Origin of the sequence: Myroides sp. C6-3 (genome assembly GCF_050522425.1) — a bacterium.
In the GTDB taxonomy this organism is placed as follows: Bacteria; Bacteroidota; Bacteroidia; order Flavobacteriales; family Flavobacteriaceae; genus Flavobacterium.
Window position 1 is genome coordinate 58156 of record NZ_JBMVQP010000006.1, and the last position, 18061, is coordinate 76216.

Genomic DNA, 18061 nt, shown 5'->3' on the forward strand with positions numbered 1-18061 from the left:
AGACTTTCGTTTTATTTTAATTACAAACAATACGCCTATATTTTGCAAATATACTTTAAAGTTTGAATTTTTAGACGAGATATTCACTTTTAATCTGTAGAAAATAATTGATTTTTTTCTTTTTCTACTTCTTATGAAAGAGGAATGCGCTTATAAAAATAATAAATACCGCTCGCTTGCGGTAAGATTACTCCAGGTGTTTTCGTTTACTACAAAGATTTTCCGTACTTTAGGGTTCAAAATTTATGTGATTATGAAAAAGTATTTCCCCGTTTTTTTGTTGGTTTTTTCCTCCTTAACAAGCTGTAGTCAAAAGAGTGATCTTGTTCAAGATTACGCGACACTTCCGCCCTATTTAAAAGAGGTTTCCGGTATGTCTTTCGACGCCGAATCCCATTCTTTTTGGGTACTACAAGACAGTGGCAACAAAAGCGAGCTCTATCAATTAGATTCATTGGGTCAAGTGATGCACACCTTAAAAGTAAAAGACCAAATAAACAATGATTGGGAAGAATTAGCTTCAGATCCTGCTGGCAATTTATATATTGGTGATTTTGGCAATAACAAAAACACGCGTAGAAACTTACAAATCCTCAAAATTAACAAAGATCAGCTCAGCGCGACAGAGGCAGAAGTGGATTATGCCATCACCTTTGATTATCCAGAACAAAGTGAATTCCCTCCGAAATCCACTAAGCTTTTCTATGATGCGGAGGCCTTTTTTTACTATGACGATTACTTTTATCTTTTCACAAAGAACCGAAGTAAAGCTTTTGACGGAACGTCTTTAGTCTATAAAATCCCAAACAAGGCAGGGCATCATCAAGCGGAATACGTGCAAACCTTTAGAGGCTGTAATGTTTACAAACACTGTGCGATAACAGGAGCTGCAATTAGTCCAGATCAAAAGACGTTTGTCTTATTGTCTCACACTAAATTATGGATCATAGACAACTTCAATCCCAATGCTATTTTAGATGGTAAAATTGAGGAGCACAAACTACATCATGACACACAAAAAGAAGCTGTCACCTTTGGAGATGACAGCACGCTTTATATTGCAGATGAAGTAAAGAAGAAATCAGGGGGTAAAATCTACAAAGTAGACCTCAACCAATTAAAACCCAAATCCTAAACCAAAGACAAATCGACCTCCGTCTTTGCTGTAAAAATAAGAACAATGCAGGGTAGCTTGCTCAATGGCATTTACCCATAAACCAGCTCCATAGGCATTATGCCATTTGGAAGAGCTTTCTTGTGGTGTCCACACACGTCCGTAGTCAAATCCGGCATATACCCCATAAGACATCGGGATGAATCCTGCGGTAAATTCTCCTGCATTAAAGCGCAAATCAGTCGTTTGAACAAACGATGTTTTTCCCGTAAAACGCTCGGGTCTAAATCCTCTTAAATTGGTATTCCCACCAATTGTTGATCCGTGATAAAAGTCGTAATTCGAGTTAAATCTCGTTTGGTAGGTAAAATTTGTAGCAAGAATTAAACGTTCACTTCGCTCTAAATAATGAGCAAAACTCACTTTCGCATCTAAGAAAGGGAAATTTTGCTTGCTATCTCCTAGGTTGGTTCTCCATCCCATTGTAGCATGAAAAGCAAAACCTTTGGATGGATTAGCGGTATTGTTGTATTGCTGAAAATCATACGTTGCTTGAAGCGTGGCGTATTGTTGAAAATCAAACACTTTTTGATCCACCAAATTGGAACTACTCGTGATAAAGCGATTCGCTTTATCCTGTACTTTCATCGCTTTGTACTCTACATTTACTTCAAATGAATCTCCGTTTTTTCCATCAAATTTATACCCTGGTGCTACAGTATAGCTTTCAATTCGCACTCTTTTATATTCATCTCCCATTTCTTTGTCGAAATAATGAGTTTCATTTCCAATTCCGTAGTAGTTCACTGCAAAATTCGGGCTTGTTGCTCTAGCGTTCAAAGTGAACCCCCAGTTGTTTGTTGCATTGGGGAAATGACCTGCATATTCCGCTTCTACTCCTTGGGTATTAAAAGAATAAAACCCCTTTAACGTGTGTTGAGCAGCATAAGGATCTTGTACAAACTTTAGGCGTTTTGAAGAATATAAAAACCCTAGTTTTACGCCATCTTCCGGATTATACCCTACATTGGGCAACAACATATTCACCGTTAACGGTAATTTCTCATAGTTGAAGTTATTTAAATCGTAGTGATTAGTAAAGTAATGCTTCGCTTTTTTACTTCCTTCTATCAATTCATTCTGCTTATCTGCATAATCGTAAACCACCACATGCTTGGGTTGATCTAGCTGAAAAGTATCTTTGTTTTTCCCTCCAATCAGACGCAATTTAATCTTCGCCTTCTTACTTCCTTCCACGATAAACGTATCTTCATCATTTAATCCATAAATCCAAATCTCTTTGGTCTCGCGAGGATCATACGTTTTTTCAAAAACCGTTTCTTGTCCTGCTTTTTTATCTCGTAGTTGAGTTAGCTCTACCGAGCCATCGTCATTTCTAAGAAGTTTAAAAACATCTTTTTTATCCGTACCAGATAGCACGACATACTTCCTTAACTCGCGGTAATACTGAGGCACAAAATCTACTATTTTCTTTTTGCGCGCTTTCAATACGTATTTGATGTGCTCTACATCTTCTCCTTGAATTTCTTTTGGAAGCTTGGCAAAAATTTGATCGATGCTTTCATCATCTAAATCACCTACAACTGATGTCGCTTGTGCAATCCAATCTTCTTCCGTTGTGGATTTCAACAGATATTGATCCAAGGGAAATGCCGTGTGATTGATCCAACGAGGATTTGCAAAATCCTCGGTATAATTTTGCATGTGGCGCAACATGGGTAGCTTTTTAATCAAAGAAAGTAGAGCCCCGTCAATTTTCGCAAACGCTTGATCGCGATCGCGGGGAACTGGACGATAGATTACCTTATCCCCTTCTTTAAATTCAGACCATCTCCATTGATCCCCGTGCCTGTCCCAGTCGCCGATTAACAGATCAAAAATACGCGCACGTAAGTACATTTGTTCATCTACGGCATATTTTTCATCCTTTCTCAAATTGGCGATTACGTCTGTTGTACTGATAATTTTAGTTGCATTTCCAAAACTTTCCTCTTCATGACCTTCACTCGGGCGTTCTTCAATCATATACAGTTCATCTCCATATTTGTCATTAAATGCGCCAAGGGCTTGCTGTTTAGGAATGTAGTATAGCTCTGGATTGGTGTGATAAATACCTACCTTCTTCGATAGATCACCAATAATAAACGGGGTATAGGGATGAGCTGTGGTATAAAAATCATAGATAAACCTTTCCGCCCAAGTATCGTCGAACGATTCCATGACGTAATTATCGCGAAAAACAGCGGTTTGTAAAAAGCGAGATACACTTTTTCGCACGCCGCGCATCACATATTGCGTACCCCTTTTATCTTGCAAACGCAGCGACAAAGATTGGTTTCCACCCCCTGAAATCAACGGTGTTAATCCCCCTTTTACCGTATCGAGGTTTGCAACTGCAACTGCAATGGGTTGCGCATAGGTTGAACGATAGTGTTCTCCCCAAAGAAAGCGATAAAACCCGCTTTTTTTTGTCCATTCTTTTGGGTACACACTAGCGTGTATTGAATCCATAGCGGGTGCCCCAAACGCGTGAATTGACGCTGCTTCAGGTTGAAAAACTTGCTGTTGCCAAGCGCGTTGATACGCCCCATTTTGAAAGGTATAAAATCCCAGTACGGCACTTTTATCTTCTGCAATAGCGAGAGTAGCATAGCCCAATTGTCCGGCGGAAAAACTACCTTGTTCAATCGCCCTTGCCGGTGATAAATTTCCCAAGGCCCCACTGACAATTTGTTTCACGCCGTCTTTTTCATGGTATTGTAAATTGCGCTCATGTCCTGACACAAACACCACATTTTCATACATTTGAGCCATCGTTTGAAGGCGCTTATTCAACGCATTATACTTCTTACTTTGCAAGTCTTGTGTTTGAATCCCAGAAACTGAACGTGTATAATTAATCAACGATCCGATCACGGGCAAAGGGACCTTCGCTTCGAAGGGATACAAATGATCTTGTAAAGAAAAATACCCCCCGTGATTTCCAGTACTGTACACGGGATGATGAAGAGCCAACACGACAATTCGATTCTGATTTTTATTGATTTCCCCTCTTAATTCGTCAAAAAAATCATCTCTTGTCTTGATATCACAGTCTTCATTCATATTGGGCTGTAAGTCCCAATTCTCTAAATACCATTGACTATCCACAACAATCAACACCGTTTGATCGTTTATTTTCAACCGCTCAAAGCCACAGACTTTTCGCGGCAAAAGTGCTTTTTTATCCTCCAAATTAGCCGTTAAGTACTTGGAGATATCTTTAATTCCCTCGTATCCTTTTTTCCATTCCGTTTCTCCATTGATAAAAACTGTTTCTCCTGGAAACTGTTTGGCCCAACTCACAGCAGTGTTCAGCTGCCTATCCTCTTTGTTTTTCAGCTGTTTTTTTTGTATATTATCACCTAACAAAACTAAAGTTGATGTTTGATCTGCTTTTTTAAACACTTGTGTCAATTCCTCAAGATGCGCTTGTTCTTCTGTCGAATTTGCAGCCAACAAACCACCCGTAAAATAATAAGTATGCACAATTTTGTCGTTGTTCTTGCGTTCTACTGCTGCATGTGAGCTATGTTGTTCTCTTTGTTGAGGACTCCATGTTGCACAAGAATACGTGAAGATTAAAAGCACAAAATAAGCCAGTGGCTTAATTTTAACTCGATTATCGGGTTTTTGACTGAATAATTTCATATTTTTAGACATCAAAAGAGGGTTGCTATGACTATTTTACAAAAGGTTGAAGCCTATATCTTTCAACTATACAAAGATACATTATCACATCAATATACCTACCATAATTTTAACCACACTACACGTGTAGTGAATGGTTTAGAGGAATTATTGCAAAAAATTGAAGTAAGCGAAAAAGAAGCGCTACTCTTAAAACTAGCGGCTTGGTTTCACGATATTGGCTATACTAAATCCTGTGAGGATCACGAAAAACACGGCGCTGCAATTGCGGAAAACTACTTAAAAGAACAAGCGTTTGCGCCTGAAGATATTCAGTCTATCACCAACTTAATCTTAGCCACTAAATTAGATCACGAACCAACGAATCTTTTAGAATGCATTATCAAAGATGCCGATTTTGCTCATCTAGCTGATGCCGATTTCATTGAAGTGAGCAATTTATTGTGTGAAGAGTTTACGGTGACTTGTCAATTTACCTTTACCAAGGAGGAATGGAATCAGCAAAACTTAGCCTTTTTACTTTATAAACACCGTTTCTACACAGACTATGCGCGTCAACAGTGGCAACCGAAAAAGCAAAAAAACATTTTTGCTATACGCGATCGCATTGAAAAAGACAGTAAGAAAAAGAATAAATCAAATAAAAAAGAATATTTCAGGTCGATTGACACTTTATTTCGAACGACGTTGCGCAACCACACGCAACTCAGTGCTATTGCGGATCGAAAAGCCAATATTTTGCTCTCCGTTAATGCGATCATTATCTCGATTTGCTTGTCTACGTTAATTCCTAAACTAGACAGCCCTTCAAACGCTCACTTAATTGTACCGACGTTTATTCTTATTTTTTTCAGTGTGGCTACTATTATTTTTGCCATTATGTCAACAAGGCCGAAAGTTACGGCAGGCACTTTTTCACAAGAAGAATTAGATAACCACACCGTAAATTTATTGTTCTTTGGTTCTTTTCACAAAATGCCCTTAGACCAATACTACAAAACCTTGCGCAATTTAATTCGAAAGGAAGAGAATATATACGAAGCATTAACCACAGATTTATACTATTTAGGGAAAGTATTAAACCGCAAATACACTTTATTGCGCATGACGTACACCATTTTCACCATTGGTATTTTAACTTCTGTTGTGGCCTTTGTTTTAGCTTTTAGAGGTATTGGTTTCTAAGAAAATTCACCATTAACTGAGGATAATCCAGCTGTTCAAGGTCATAGTCTAGATTCACCAAAACGCGAAGGCCGATTAAGCCTGAAACCCCTTGTAAATCTTCTACGTCAAAAGCTTGAATAGCTGATTGCAACACCCCTAGGGATTGCAAATACTTGATGTATCCTGTATACTCATCGCGATCGGCATGGGAGGCAAATACAATAGCTATACTCTTAGGCTGAACAATTCGTTCTTCAGAGTTTTGAATCATGGCTTTATCCAAGCGCTTCTTGATGATTTCATAGCGCGTATTGTAAGACCCATCAATATCAAATCGCTTTTCATCCATTCGAAATTGAATACTCAAAGAGGCGTCGTAAACAAGAATTAACGAGGTAGCATCCATGGGTATGCTGTCTTGTATATTATTGCGGTAGTGGATGCACATTTGCTCTGCCATCACTTGCAATTGCCACAACCTCAAATTGTGTAGATACGTAATATCAAAGGCTCGGTCTGGGCAGATAGAATCTCCAATATAGATGTTGTGTTCTACTCCGTCTGTTTTAAATCGCTCATAATAATGTGGATAGACTTCCTGTACTTGTTTTTGACGTTTGTCTAAAATATCGGAATAGCACTTATTGATTCGGCCAATTTGCTTGTCAAATACCTTTCGGTAACGATAATACACATCGAGTTCATAGTCAACATAGCCAAAATACGCATTCAATTTTTCTAGATTAAAGAAAAAGCTTTCCTTCTGTAGCATCGGGTGAATTTCCTCTCGTATATAGCTTTGAATGCGCTGTTCTAATCCAGAGTAAAAGTGATTGTTCACTTGTTTGTAATAGGCTTGCAATTTTAAGCGATGCTTTTCCAGTAAGATACTATCCCCTTCTTTGGCATAATCTTGAAATAGATCCAACAACTGCGCTAGTTGTGCAATTAAATCGTGTTGAATAGCGTCATTTCTCAATTGGCTTGAGCCCTTAATATCGATTTCTCCATACAGAGGAAACACATCTGGAAATACGATGGGCGTTAAAATATAATTCTTATCCGACACACTGTCGATATAGTTTTTCTGTGCTTCTTCCAAAAACTTCCAATATACACTGGGGTGAATGGTGGTGTATTCGCGTTGAATAATGGCTTCAATGTGATTTAAAGCATCCGACTTTACGCGTTCCATCGTTTCTGAAATAATCGGCATCAACTCGTTTAGCTTCTGTGCATTCACACTGTGCAGATCACGGGGATTACTCGATACAATTTCCAAAATCCCCTCAATCCCTGTGGAAGTAATAATAGGACTAAACAAGCAGCTTCGAACACCTTTGCTCGCTAAATTCTCGCACATGGCCCGATGCTCCTCCTTGCGTATTTCTGATTCGACATCGGAAATACTAAAATACTTTTGTTGAATCATCAATTGACGATAGGCTTGGGCAGAGATAACGATCTCGCTTTGTTCTTCATTGAGTAAATAACTATTGACAATCATGACATTTTTCAGCTCTGATTGTGCGGTTTTATCTCCTTGTAAAACAGTCAGTCCAATTTTTAGATTCGGAAGTTTAAAAATGGAACTGAACAACTGATTGACAAAATCTCCCAAGGGCTTGCGTTGCAATTCTGTTTTTAAGAAACTCTCTTTCAAAAGAGAAAGTGCGTTTTCAAAGGTAACATCAACCAAGCTCAGTAAGCCAAACCCCCTGAGATTCCAACTTTTTTGAGGAAAATAACGTTGCCACATTTCGAAATTATCGTAATTATCTTGCAGCAATTCAATATCTTCTTTGGTGAGCATCACCGCATTTTCACGGGGAGAAAGCTCGACAAAATCAGCATTATACAACACGCGATAATAACGCGTAATTCCGCGTTTATCGGGTAAATCAATAAAGAGAGGTTGCGTGAGATCGAAGTTCGTTTGAAAGTAAAAATTCATGATGATACAACAACAAGCAATGTAGTATTCATTTTGGTTAAAATTTCGAATCTCACCTGTATAAGTTCCACCGGCATCCACAATAATTTGCTTGAAACGCTTGGTGTGATTAAACATGATATTTTGAAAAGGCATAGAAACCGCCTTAATCTCATTATCAGATAAAGCAGAGGGGAAGATAACGTCAAACAATTCTTTAACCAAACTCTCGTATGTATTGTCCACTTGTGCATTTCCCTCTTGTGTATTCAACACTTCTTCCTCGACGATCAACTGTTGATCGGCCCTAGCAAGTAAATCTTCATAATAGGCTTTTTTATAGGGATTCCCATAAGCTGCGGTGCTAATTTTCTTCAATTCTTCCTTTAGCTTGTCAAAGGAGAATTCGATATGGAAAGGCGTCAATTCAAAAGCTTTTAATCTCATGCTATAGTTGGGTATAAAGGCTTAAAGATACGGAATCCTTCAGTTTTAATCCACTTTCGATGGAATAATCTTCTTTGCAAAAGTTCTAAAAAACGAAAAAATAAAATATTGTACTTTTGCAGGAAATATCGAAAACGATTATGATTAAAATTGGCAATATAGAACTACCCGATCATCCGCTTCTTCTGGCACCTATGGAAGATGTAAGTGATCCTCCTTTCCGTCGCTTGTGTAAAAAACACGGGGCGGATTTGATGTATTCCGAATTTATTTCTTCTGAAGGATTAATTCGCGATGCAATAAAGAGCAAGATGAAGTTGGATATTTTTGATTACGAACGCCCGGTTGGTATTCAAATTTTTGGGGGAGATGAAGAAGCTATGGCGATGTCTGCGCGTATCGTAGAAACCGTTCGTCCTGATTTGGTGGATATTAATTTTGGTTGCCCAGTAAAAAAAGTAGTGTGCAAAGGAGCTGGAGCTGGTGTACTAAAGGATATTGACTTAATGATTCGACTAACCAAAGCCGTTGTGAATAGTACGTCCTTACCTGTAACCGTTAAAACGCGTTTGGGCTGGGATGAAGATTCCATCAATATTGACGAAGTTGCAGAACGCTTACAAGACGTGGGAGTTCAGGCCTTGACGATTCACGCCAGAACACGTGCACAAATGTACAAAGGACATTCAGATTGGACCCATATTGAACGCATCAAAAACAATCCGCGTATTCAAATTCCAATTTTCGGAAATGGCGATATTGACAGCCCACAAAAAGCATTAGAATACAAAGAGAAATTCGGTTTAGATGGGATGATGATTGGAAGAGCTGCTATTGGGTATCCTTGGATTTTTGACGAAATAAAGCATTATTTTGAGACGGGAGAACTACTTGCACCTCCAACGATTGAAGATCGCTTAGAAGCGGCTAAAAACCATTTAATTTGGTCGATAGAATGGAAAGGAGAGCGTTTGGGTATTGTAGAAATGCGTCGCCACTATACCAATTACTTCAAGGGAATTCACGGTTTTAAACCGCATCGCCTCAAATTAGTGACCACAGATGATGTAACAGAACTACTAAACTTGTTTGACCAAATCGCTGAAGAATACCGCGATTATGTGATTGAATAGTGATGGGTTATCAGAGATCGGTTATCAGAGATCGGTTATCGGATGAATTTTCTGATTTAAGGATATATTTTCTTTAATCCGAAATTCTCTTGATGGGTTAATTAGTTATTTGCTTAATCGGTTAGACCTCCTAAACAATTAAAAATATATTTTCTTTAATCGATTATCTGACGAAAAAGCAACTTGCTAAAAAGCAAAAAAGCGAATCTAAAGGTTATCGGTGATGAGTGATGGGTAATGAGTATCCTTAAAAAATAAAAAAGACCTCGATTGGAGGTCTTTTTTTTGTCTTTTTTTTGTTTGTTGCTTATTCATCCTATTGTTTTTCACTACTAAAATAAGTTAATACGAAACAATATATTCAATAAAAAAACACAAAACAAAAATAATTCACTATTTTTACAGAAAAAAGCGATGAGTACAATTTACAAAATGCCCAGTTACAACTCCAAAGAAGGGTACTTCGAACGAAGAGAAAGAGAGGAGAAAGAAAATATGGATAAAGCCTATAAAGAATAGGCCAAAAAGTTTCCTTTTCTCCAAAGGAAATTTTTAAACGACTTCACCTTTGAAGATGCGGTATGGCACTATCGATTAGGTAAAGGTGCCCCCATTGATGTCAATTTATCTTCCTTAGATTTATCACGAGTGAGGGTTAACGATTTTAAAGACACAAACAAAAAACATCAAAAACATCCAATGATCTATGTAAACTTTGATCAAGCATATTATACTAATCCCAAACAAGCTTTGATTTATGGTTCCATTGCCTTAGTCTTAATAGGACCTAATCGCGTGATGGCTCTACCTGACACCTATGATTTTGATATAAGATTTAATCTGTCGACAAGAGAAATAGTGAGAAATGTAGGAACGTTGTGGGGAGCCTTTTATAATCAATTTGGAAAACCGTATGAAATAAGATTTTTAGGAACTACATCAATACGAAATTAGATGAGATATTGTATTTATATATTGTTTTTTATCTTTATATCCTGTGATAGTGATGATATGATTCAATATCATATTCAACAAACAGAAACAATTTTAGCCATTAAGATCGCTGATGAATATAGCGTTATAGAAGAACAAAAGGAATATGCTATAGGCGATACCTATCATGCAGCTAGTATAAGATTTTCAGCTAATGATTATGATAAAATAGTAAAATCAGCCCTCTTATTTTTTAAAAAAATAGAGTACGATCCATTAAATCCAAGTAAACATTTAGACATTATCTATTACGAAAAAGAAAGCGAAGAAAGAAATTTAAGGTATTCTATCTATATTGACCTGCAACAAAAAGAAGTTCATTACTCCTACATAGACGAATAATTACTCGATCTGAAAGCTGGAATTCACAACCATTATTTCGATAAAATAAGATGAAATACTATATATTTTTATTCCTTCTTTTAATTTTATCCTGTAAGGATCATTCTAGAGATCAAAAGGACATTCACAGGATACAACACGTTCTAAATGTTAAGATAAGTGACACTTATGAGATTTTAAGTAAACAAGAGGAAACTGCATGGGGAGCAGATATGTATCATGCTATCACAATAAAACTTTCTGAAAAAGATTATCTCCGTGTATATCAAGCTGTAAAAGGAAAGTTTGATCAAAGTGAGCAGGTTTATTTTTATAATATAGAGAAAGACAATAGCATAGAGTACTTTTCTTTGGACACTATTTCTCATTCGTTTAAATACTCTTTTAGTGCGGAATAAAAAACGTTATCTTCTTTTATCACCATCCCTAACACCTATGATTTTGATATAAGATTTAATTTAGATCTCAAAGGAATTACAAGAGATGTTGGAACATTGTGGGGTGCTTTTTACAATCAACAGGGCACACCTTATGTGATACGATTTATAAGAACTACATCAATACGAAATTAGATGAGATACTGTTTGTTTGTTTTAATTTTACTAATGGTATCATGTGATGATACTACTAGCATTCAACATGATATTAAAAGATTAGAAGACATTTTGAACGTTACAATAGACGATTCATACGAAATCCTAGATTCACAAAATGATTACAGTTATGGTGGTGATACCTCTCATTCTATTACTGTAAAATTTTCTGAGGTAGATTTCAACACCCTCTATCAAGCAGCGAAAACAAGGTTTGACAAAAGTAATCATCAAGACAATCTAATCACATATAGTATAACAGATGACACGCGAAATAGAATTGAATTTATATCGATAAACACACTTGAAAAATATGTCAATTACTACTACATAGACGAATAATCACTCGATCTGAAAGCTGGAATTCACAACCATTATTTCGATAAACTAAGATGAAATACTATATATTTTTTTTGCTCTTATTATTCGTATCATGTAAGGATACTGAATTTCCTATTGCGCATGATATTAGTAAAATTGAAGAAATTTTGAAGCTTAAAATTCAACATGAATATGAGATAATAGAAGAGGAAAATATATACCCTATTAAAGGCAATATTGTTCACTTTGTTTCTTTTCAATTTCATCCATCCGATTATGAGAACATACTACATTCAGCACTTTTATTCTTCACTAAATCAACATACGATCCATTAAATCCATCTAAAAACCTAGATATTATCTACTATGAAATTGAAGATGAGGAACAGCATTTTCGGTATTCTATTTATATTGACATGAAGTTGAAAAAATTAGATTATTCTTCTATTGATGTAAAATAAAAAAGACCTCGAATGAGGTCTTTTTTATTTTACAGGATGGTGAGATGATGAATTAGAATTTCCTCTCTCTTCTCTATCTCACCGAATTTATATTTTGTTTTGGTATTCGATGAATCTTCCCTTCGTTTCGATTTCCAAAAACCTATTTCGTTTTATCTGAAACGATATGCAAATCGCGTTGTGGGAAAGGAATTTCGATATTCGCTTCGTCTAGAGCTACTTTGACAATTTGTTGAATTTCATATACCGTATTCCAATAATCGGATTTACCAATCCAAGTACGCACGTTTAAATCAACCGAGCTATCACCTAAACTACTAACAAACACAAGTGGTTCAGGATTCTGCAATACGGCTTTGTGTTTGGCTAATGCGCCTAAAATAATGTTTTGTGCTTCTTTGATATTCTCGGTATAACCGATTCCTACCACAAAATCATGTCTTCTTGACGTGATCTCGGAGTAATTGGTAATCACCGAATTCGCCAAAGGACCATTGGGGCTAAATATCTTTAATCCCGTCGGACCTGTCAGCGTTGTGTATAATAGGTCAATACGCTCTACTGTACCTTCAGTTCCACTAGGATTGGAGATATAATCCCCCACTTTAAAGGGTTTAAACAATAAAACTAAAACCCCACCAGCGAAATTGGATAAACTCCCTTGCAAAGCCAAACCAATAGCCAACCCCGCAGAAGCAAAAATCGTTGCGATTCCCGCCACTTGGAATCCCATGGTTGCCGCCACTACAATAAGTAAAATAATATAGAGCGTTGCTTTCACCACACTGAGTAAAAACCCGCGTAAAGATAACTCTACCTCTCGTTTTTCTAAACGACGGCGGATCATCTTCAAAATGAGCTTCACCAAATAAGACCCGATTCCCAAGATAATAAGACCCAAAATAATTTTAGGTATTGCATGCCACATCGAGTCGAGCATTTGTTCTAATCCATTTACTAACATTTCCATAGCTTTCTCTTTTTAATTATTTCTTAGATTTTCAATTTTTTCTTCATGTCTTTAGACAACGCGTCTTTGTGAACCATGAAATCAGTCGTTTTGTATTTCACATATTCTTTTGACATATACATATACCCTTGGTGATCATTTGAAACTCCCCAAGAGTTCTTCACAATATAGAATTCACGTCCTGTTTGATCTTTTGCAATTCCTACAATATGCATACCGTGATCATCTGTAGTCGAATAATTGTCAAACGCTTCTTGTCGCATTTCAGCTGTTACTTTGCGCTCTTCTTTCGGTCCGTTAAAAATATCTTTGCGTTCCTCTTCATTCATATCTTCCCAATCTTTCTCTGGTACATAAGCAACGCCATTTTTCCAGCTGAAGTACTTTTCACTTACGTCTCCGCCCCAAGCCACAGTAAATCCGTTGTTAATAGCTAAGTCGATAATATCTGTCATCTCGTTCACTTTTACGTTATACACTTGATCAAATGCCCAGTTATCAGGTACTAACAATACAAATTTATCATAGTACGGATAGTTCATATCCGATCCGATTTCGATATAATCTTCTGGATTAATTCCGATGACCTCACTTGCAAATGTTTTAGGTGTATATTCTTTTCCTTCCCATTTAAACTTTTGAGGAACCTCACCCAAATAAGCGTCAATTACAGCGGTATACGCCTTTTCCCAGTTAGGTGTTAGCTTGCCATTTGGATTAGACACTACGGCTTTTAATACCCCTTCTTGAATCGCTGCCATTTCAGCAAACTGATTTTTCTTCGTTCCATAGTTCAATCCAGTATACACTTCTTGTGGTACTGCACCATACATGCGATACATATTCATCACATCGTGAAAAGCTCCCCCATCTCCTAACGTTACAGCACCTTGCATGCGCACATACATTTTTCCTTTTTCAATGTAAGCATTACGCGCTGAGAAAATTTGAGAGATTTCTACTGGACGTTTTCCCATTCTCATCATTTCTGATTCGATGAAAGAGTTGGCAGAATAACTCCAACAAGTTCCAGACGATCCTTGATTTTTAATCGATGTGTTTTCAATATCTACAACGGGTTTAAACTGATAAAGTTCTTTACTTTTATCACTTGCGTTTAATTTTAATGCATTAACAAGGTTGTCTTGTGCTACTGTCGTTGACGCCGTTATAACAGATAAAACCGCTGTCAATACCCAGGATTGGATTGTTTTTTTATTCATTTTTATTGTTGTTATAATGGTAAAGATAAAAAAAACATGGGGAACGATCGCGCATCGAGGAGAAAAATGGGGAACGATCTTTTCAATAGGATGTATTTTTCCTTTGCCTTATTTTTACTATAGGACCCAAAAAAAAACAGCAATTCCAAATTGAATTGCTGTTTTTTTTACCAAACGAATTAGGTCGTTTCCTATAGTGTTTCTTTTAACCAACGGAAGAATTCACCTTGCCATACTTGGGCATTTTGCGGTTGAATAACCCAGTGATTTTCTTCTGGTAAGTATAAAAATCTACTTTTAATTCCTCTTAACTGTGCGGCTTGGAACGCTTCTTGTCCTTGTCCAATTGGCACGCGGTAATCTTTACCTCCTTGAATGATTAGAATAGGCGTATTCCATTTATCCACCAAGTTGATTGGGTTAAAGTTTTGGATTGCATTTTGTGCATCTTTATTGTCTTTTTCCCAGTATGCTCCACCTGTATCAAAGTTAGGGAAGAACACCTCTTCAGTTGTTCCGTACATACTCACTAAGTCAAATACACCACAGTGAGAAATAAAGGTTTTAAAACGATTTTCGTGAATTCCGGCCAAGTAGAAGACAGAATAACCGCCATAACTAGCACCAATTGCACCTAAACGCTCTTTATCTACATAGTTTTCCTTTGCTACATCGTCAATAGCTGCTAAATAATCTTGCATTGGTTTTCCTCCCCAATCTTTGCTGATTGCTTCGTTCCACTCTACTCCATGCCCTGGCATCCCTCTGCGATTTGGCGCTACGATAATATATCCTTCAGCAGCCATCAATTGGAAGTTCCAACGGAACGAATAGAACTGAGATAAAGCCGATTGTGGTCCCCCTTGTGCGTACAACAACGTTGGGTATTTTTTATTTGGGTCAAAATTTGGCGGATAAACAACCCATGTTACCATGTCTTTGCCATCTACCGTTTTAACGATGCGTTTTTCACTTTTGCTCAACGCAATTTTAGCATAGAGTTCATCGTTAACTTTCGTCAACTGATTCCATGTTTTTTTCTTTAAATCAAAAGAGAAGATCTCTGTTGCATGGTTAAAATCCGTACGAGTTAGCACCACTTTATCTCCGTCAAACCCCACGATTCCCGTAACGTCAAAATCACCATCTGTTAGTTGTACAACAACAGGTGCAATGCGTTTTAAACCAGGGAAGTTCACAGCAAACAACTGTACTGTTCCACCAACAGCAGCCACGAAATACACCTTACTTCCATCTTCGCTCCATTTGTAGCTATCAACCGTTCCGTCCCAATTAGCCGTTAAATTTTGCTCCACATCCCCCATGCGCACGATAATATCATTCTTATCCGCTTCATAACCATCGCGCTTCATTTGCAACCAAGTCAAATGCCCTTGAGGAGAATAGCTCGGATGTGTATCGTACCCAACATTATTTTCTGTTAAGTTTTTCGTTTGTTTAGTGTTTAGGTTGTACTCATATAAATCTGTATTCGTACTCAAAGCATAATCCGTTCCAAATTTCTTCTTAGAAACGTAGACAATAGATTTTCCATCAGGAGACCATACGTAATCCTCAGATCCTCCAAATGGTTTTTGCGGAGCGTCATAAGGCTCGTTCTCCATGATGTCCACTTTGTTTTCCTTGTTGTCTTTTGCCGCGTAGAAAACATGGTTATGCGTTCCATCGTTCCAAGTATCCCAATGTCTATAATCCAATCCATCAAACACATAAGCATCTGATTTTTCCATAGAGGGGTATAAGTCTTTCCCTAAAACCTTGTTGATCTTAACCGCTTCATCGAATAAAATATGTTTTCCATCCGGTGAAATATTTTCGTTGTGTACTAAATCTTTGTAAGAATCAATTTCAACGGGTTTTCCTCCTGCCAATGGCATTTGATACGTTTTAGAATCAAAGCTATTCTCTTCCATTTTGGCGTGTGTTACCTTAAAAATAAGGTTTTTCCCGTCTTTGGAAATTCCAACAGGACTTACTCGTCCTAGTTTCCACAAGAGTTCTTTTGTCATTACTTCTTGAGAAAACGCATTAAAACACGCTAAACTCAAGGCAAACAAAACTATTTTTTTCATATTGAGTAGGTTTATTTAGCCGTAAATTTACTCTTTTCTTTTGATTCTAGTAAAAGTATCCCAAAAGAGAACTGTTAAAGCGATAGTTAGCACCAATCAGCCTTCCTCTTGCAGAAAATCACTATCAAGAGAAAAAAGATCGCATTTACTGAAATGGAAAATAGTAAACTAAAAAAAAGATTGCTATTAATGAAGATTGGAAAGGTATTTGAAGTGTTATTTTTATCTAAAACATCGAATTATTATAAAAATAATAACTATTTTCACGGACAAATTTTTTCACTATGAAAAACAATAAACTTTTTATTGCTATCATCATCGCCTTAGTACTAGGTGTTATCTTTGGAAGCATTATTCACTATTCACTACCTGAATATATTACTGGTTTTTCAAAAAACATTAAACTACTTGGAACTATCTTTATTCGATTGGTTCAAATGATCATAGCTCCTTTAGTATTCTGTACACTAGTTGTTGGAATTGCTAAAATGGGTGATATGAAAATGGTGGGGCGCGTTGGAGGAAAAGCAATGGGATGGTTTATCACGGCTTCTTTGGTTTCGTTGGGGATTGGTTTAATCTTAGTTAATTGGTTTAAACCAGGCGCTAACGCAAATTTCAATTTAGCAAACACCTCTTCGGCTAATGACTTATTGACCAACACCAATGCTTTAAGTTTACAAACTTTTATTGAGCATTTAATTCCAAAAAGTATCTTTGAGGCATTTGCACACAATGAGATTCTCCAAATCGTGGTATTTGCTGTCTTTTTTGGTATTGCTTTAGCGAGCATTGGCAAGAAGGGAAAAGTGATCATCAAGCTGTTTGATCGCATTTCAGAAGTAGTATTAAAAATGGTTACTTATATCATGTGGACAGCGCCATTAGGGGTACTAGGAGCTATTGCTAGTGCTGTTGCGCTATATGGATTGAGTATTTTCTTGACCTATGCTAAATATTTAGTTGCCTTTCTTTGCGGTTTACTTGTTCTTTGGACGGTTTTAATCCTCGTAGGGTACCTAATCCTCGGAAAAGATGTTTGGCGCTTATTAAAGGCCGTTAAAGAGCCTTTACTGATTGCTTTTTCCACCACTAGTAGTGAAGCCGTTTTTCCAAAACTAGTGGAACAATTAAACAAATATGGTTGTTCACCTAAAATTGTTTCTTTCACTTTGCCTTTGGGGTATTCCTTTAACCTTGACGGTAGTATGATGTACCTAACTTTTGCCAGTATTTTTATTGCTCAAATTTACGATGTTCCAATGACCTTAGGAGATCAAATCCTCATGTTATTAGTTCTTATGGTAACGAGTAAAGGGGTAGCTGGTGTTCCTCGTGCTTCCTTAATTGTTATTGTCGCCACCTGTGCTATGTTTAACATTCCACCGGAAGGAATTGCCTTTATCTTACCGATCGACCACTTCTGTGATATGGGTAGAAGTATGACAAACGTATTGGGAAATGCACTATCAACAGCATCAATTGACAAATTTGAACACAACAGCGAGAACGATAGTTCTCCAATTACTGAAAGTTAAAAACAAACACAATAAGACACAA

The 18061-nt window shown here is 37.0% G+C and carries 14 protein-coding genes; 9 read left to right on the plus strand and 5 right to left on the minus strand.

The window, feature by feature from the left end; translation table 11 throughout:
• Positions 1-253 precede the first annotated feature (253 nt).
• On the plus strand, positions 254-1135 hold the full coding sequence (locus ACPDG9_RS04170; protein WP_430526504.1) for a hypothetical protein: 882 nt from the start codon (positions 254-256) through the stop codon (positions 1133-1135).
• Here the strand turns inward: ACPDG9_RS04170 and ACPDG9_RS04175 are convergent.
• The gene (locus ACPDG9_RS04175; protein WP_430526505.1) at positions 1118-4825 is read right to left on the minus strand and encodes a metallophosphoesterase; all 3708 of its coding nucleotides are present in this window, start codon (positions 4823-4825) and stop codon (positions 1118-1120) included. The genes ACPDG9_RS04170 and ACPDG9_RS04175 overlap by 18 nt on opposite strands.
• Before the next feature lie 27 nt (positions 4826-4852).
• Between ACPDG9_RS04175 and ACPDG9_RS04180 the strand changes: the two genes are divergently transcribed.
• Positions 4853-6010: a Pycsar system effector family protein gene (locus ACPDG9_RS04180; protein ID WP_430526506.1), complete on the plus strand. Its 1158-nt coding sequence runs from the start codon at positions 4853-4855 to the stop codon at positions 6008-6010.
• Here ACPDG9_RS04180 and ACPDG9_RS04185 read toward each other — a convergent pair.
• Positions 5991-8372, minus strand: coding sequence for a hypothetical protein (locus tag ACPDG9_RS04185; RefSeq protein ID WP_430526507.1), 2382 nt, complete (start codon positions 8370-8372; stop codon positions 5991-5993). The genes ACPDG9_RS04180 and ACPDG9_RS04185 overlap by 20 nt on opposite strands.
• A 140-nt stretch (positions 8373-8512) precedes the next feature.
• Between ACPDG9_RS04185 and dusB the strand changes: the two genes are divergently transcribed.
• From dusB to ACPDG9_RS04215, 6 genes are all read left to right on the plus strand, one after another.
• Positions 8513-9505 (plus strand): tRNA dihydrouridine synthase DusB, encoded by a 993-nt coding sequence (gene dusB / locus ACPDG9_RS04190; protein ID WP_430526550.1) that lies wholly within the window; start codon positions 8513-8515, stop codon positions 9503-9505.
• 699 nt (positions 9506-10204) lie between these two features.
• Complete coding sequence (locus ACPDG9_RS04195) at positions 10205-10459, plus strand: hypothetical protein (protein ID WP_430526508.1); 255 nt, start codon at positions 10205-10207, stop codon at positions 10457-10459.
• Positions 10460-10840, plus strand: a complete 381-nt coding sequence (locus tag ACPDG9_RS04200) for a hypothetical protein (protein WP_430526509.1) — start codon at positions 10460-10462, stop codon at positions 10838-10840.
• 50 nt (positions 10841-10890) lie between these two features.
• The gene (locus ACPDG9_RS04205) at positions 10891-11238 is read left to right on the plus strand and encodes a hypothetical protein (RefSeq protein ID WP_430526510.1); all 348 of its coding nucleotides are present in this window, start codon (positions 10891-10893) and stop codon (positions 11236-11238) included.
• 267 nt (positions 11239-11505) lie between these two features.
• Positions 11506-11775: a hypothetical protein gene (locus tag ACPDG9_RS04210; RefSeq protein WP_430526511.1), complete on the plus strand. Its 270-nt coding sequence runs from the start codon at positions 11506-11508 to the stop codon at positions 11773-11775.
• A gap of 146 nt (positions 11776-11921) precedes the next feature.
• Positions 11922-12215 carry a hypothetical protein gene (locus tag ACPDG9_RS04215; protein WP_430526512.1) on the plus strand — a complete coding sequence of 98 codons (294 nt, stop codon included), beginning with the start codon at positions 11922-11924 and terminating at the stop codon, positions 12213-12215.
• Positions 12216-12357: 142 nt separating this feature from the next.
• On the opposite strand, the gene ACPDG9_RS04220 is transcribed toward ACPDG9_RS04215, so the two are convergent.
• From ACPDG9_RS04220 to ACPDG9_RS04230, 3 genes are all read right to left on the minus strand, one after another.
• Positions 12358-13185 carry a mechanosensitive ion channel family protein gene (locus ACPDG9_RS04220; RefSeq protein WP_430526513.1) on the minus strand — a complete coding sequence of 276 codons (828 nt, stop codon included), beginning with the start codon at positions 13183-13185 and terminating at the stop codon, positions 12358-12360.
• 23 nt (positions 13186-13208) lie between these two features.
• A complete protein-coding gene (locus tag ACPDG9_RS04225) occupies positions 13209-14408 on the minus strand; it encodes an aminopeptidase C (protein WP_430526514.1) in 1200 nt (399 codons plus the stop codon).
• 191 nt (positions 14409-14599) lie between these two features.
• On the minus strand, positions 14600-16501 hold the full coding sequence (locus tag ACPDG9_RS04230; protein ID WP_430526515.1) for an alpha/beta fold hydrolase: 1902 nt from the start codon (positions 16499-16501) through the stop codon (positions 14600-14602).
• A 284-nt stretch (positions 16502-16785) separates the two neighbouring features.
• Here ACPDG9_RS04230 and ACPDG9_RS04235 point away from each other — a divergent pair, with 284 nt between their 5' ends.
• Entirely contained in the window at positions 16786-18039 is a 1254-nt protein-coding gene (locus ACPDG9_RS04235) for a dicarboxylate/amino acid:cation symporter (RefSeq protein WP_430526516.1), read from the plus strand.
• Positions 18040-18061: the final 22 nt, after the last annotated feature.

Coding starts and splice junctions, on each gene's coding strand:
- ACPDG9_RS04170 (WP_430526504.1), top strand. CDS start 254: ATGAAAAAGTATTTCCCCGTTTTTTTGTTGGTTTTTTCCTCCTTAACA.
- ACPDG9_RS04175 (WP_430526505.1), bottom strand. CDS start 4,825: ATGAAATTATTCAGTCAAAAACCCGATAATCGAGTTAAAATTAAGCCA.
- ACPDG9_RS04180 (WP_430526506.1), top strand. CDS start 4,853: ATGACTATTTTACAAAAGGTTGAAGCCTATATCTTTCAACTATACAAA.
- ACPDG9_RS04185 (WP_430526507.1), bottom strand. CDS start 8,372: ATGAGATTAAAAGCTTTTGAATTGACGCCTTTCCATATCGAATTCTCC.
- dusB (WP_430526550.1), top strand. CDS start 8,513: ATGATTAAAATTGGCAATATAGAACTACCCGATCATCCGCTTCTTCTG.
- ACPDG9_RS04195 (WP_430526508.1), top strand. CDS start 10,205: ATGATCTATGTAAACTTTGATCAAGCATATTATACTAATCCCAAACAA.
- ACPDG9_RS04200 (WP_430526509.1), top strand. CDS start 10,460: ATGAGATATTGTATTTATATATTGTTTTTTATCTTTATATCCTGTGAT.
- ACPDG9_RS04205 (WP_430526510.1), top strand. CDS start 10,891: ATGAAATACTATATATTTTTATTCCTTCTTTTAATTTTATCCTGTAAG.
- ACPDG9_RS04220 (WP_430526513.1), bottom strand. CDS start 13,185: ATGGAAATGTTAGTAAATGGATTAGAACAAATGCTCGACTCGATGTGG.
- ACPDG9_RS04225 (WP_430526514.1), bottom strand. CDS start 14,408: ATGAATAAAAAAACAATCCAATCCTGGGTATTGACAGCGGTTTTATCT.
- ACPDG9_RS04230 (WP_430526515.1), bottom strand. CDS start 16,501: ATGAAAAAAATAGTTTTGTTTGCCTTGAGTTTAGCGTGTTTTAATGCG.
- ACPDG9_RS04235 (WP_430526516.1), top strand. CDS start 16,786: ATGAAAAACAATAAACTTTTTATTGCTATCATCATCGCCTTAGTACTA.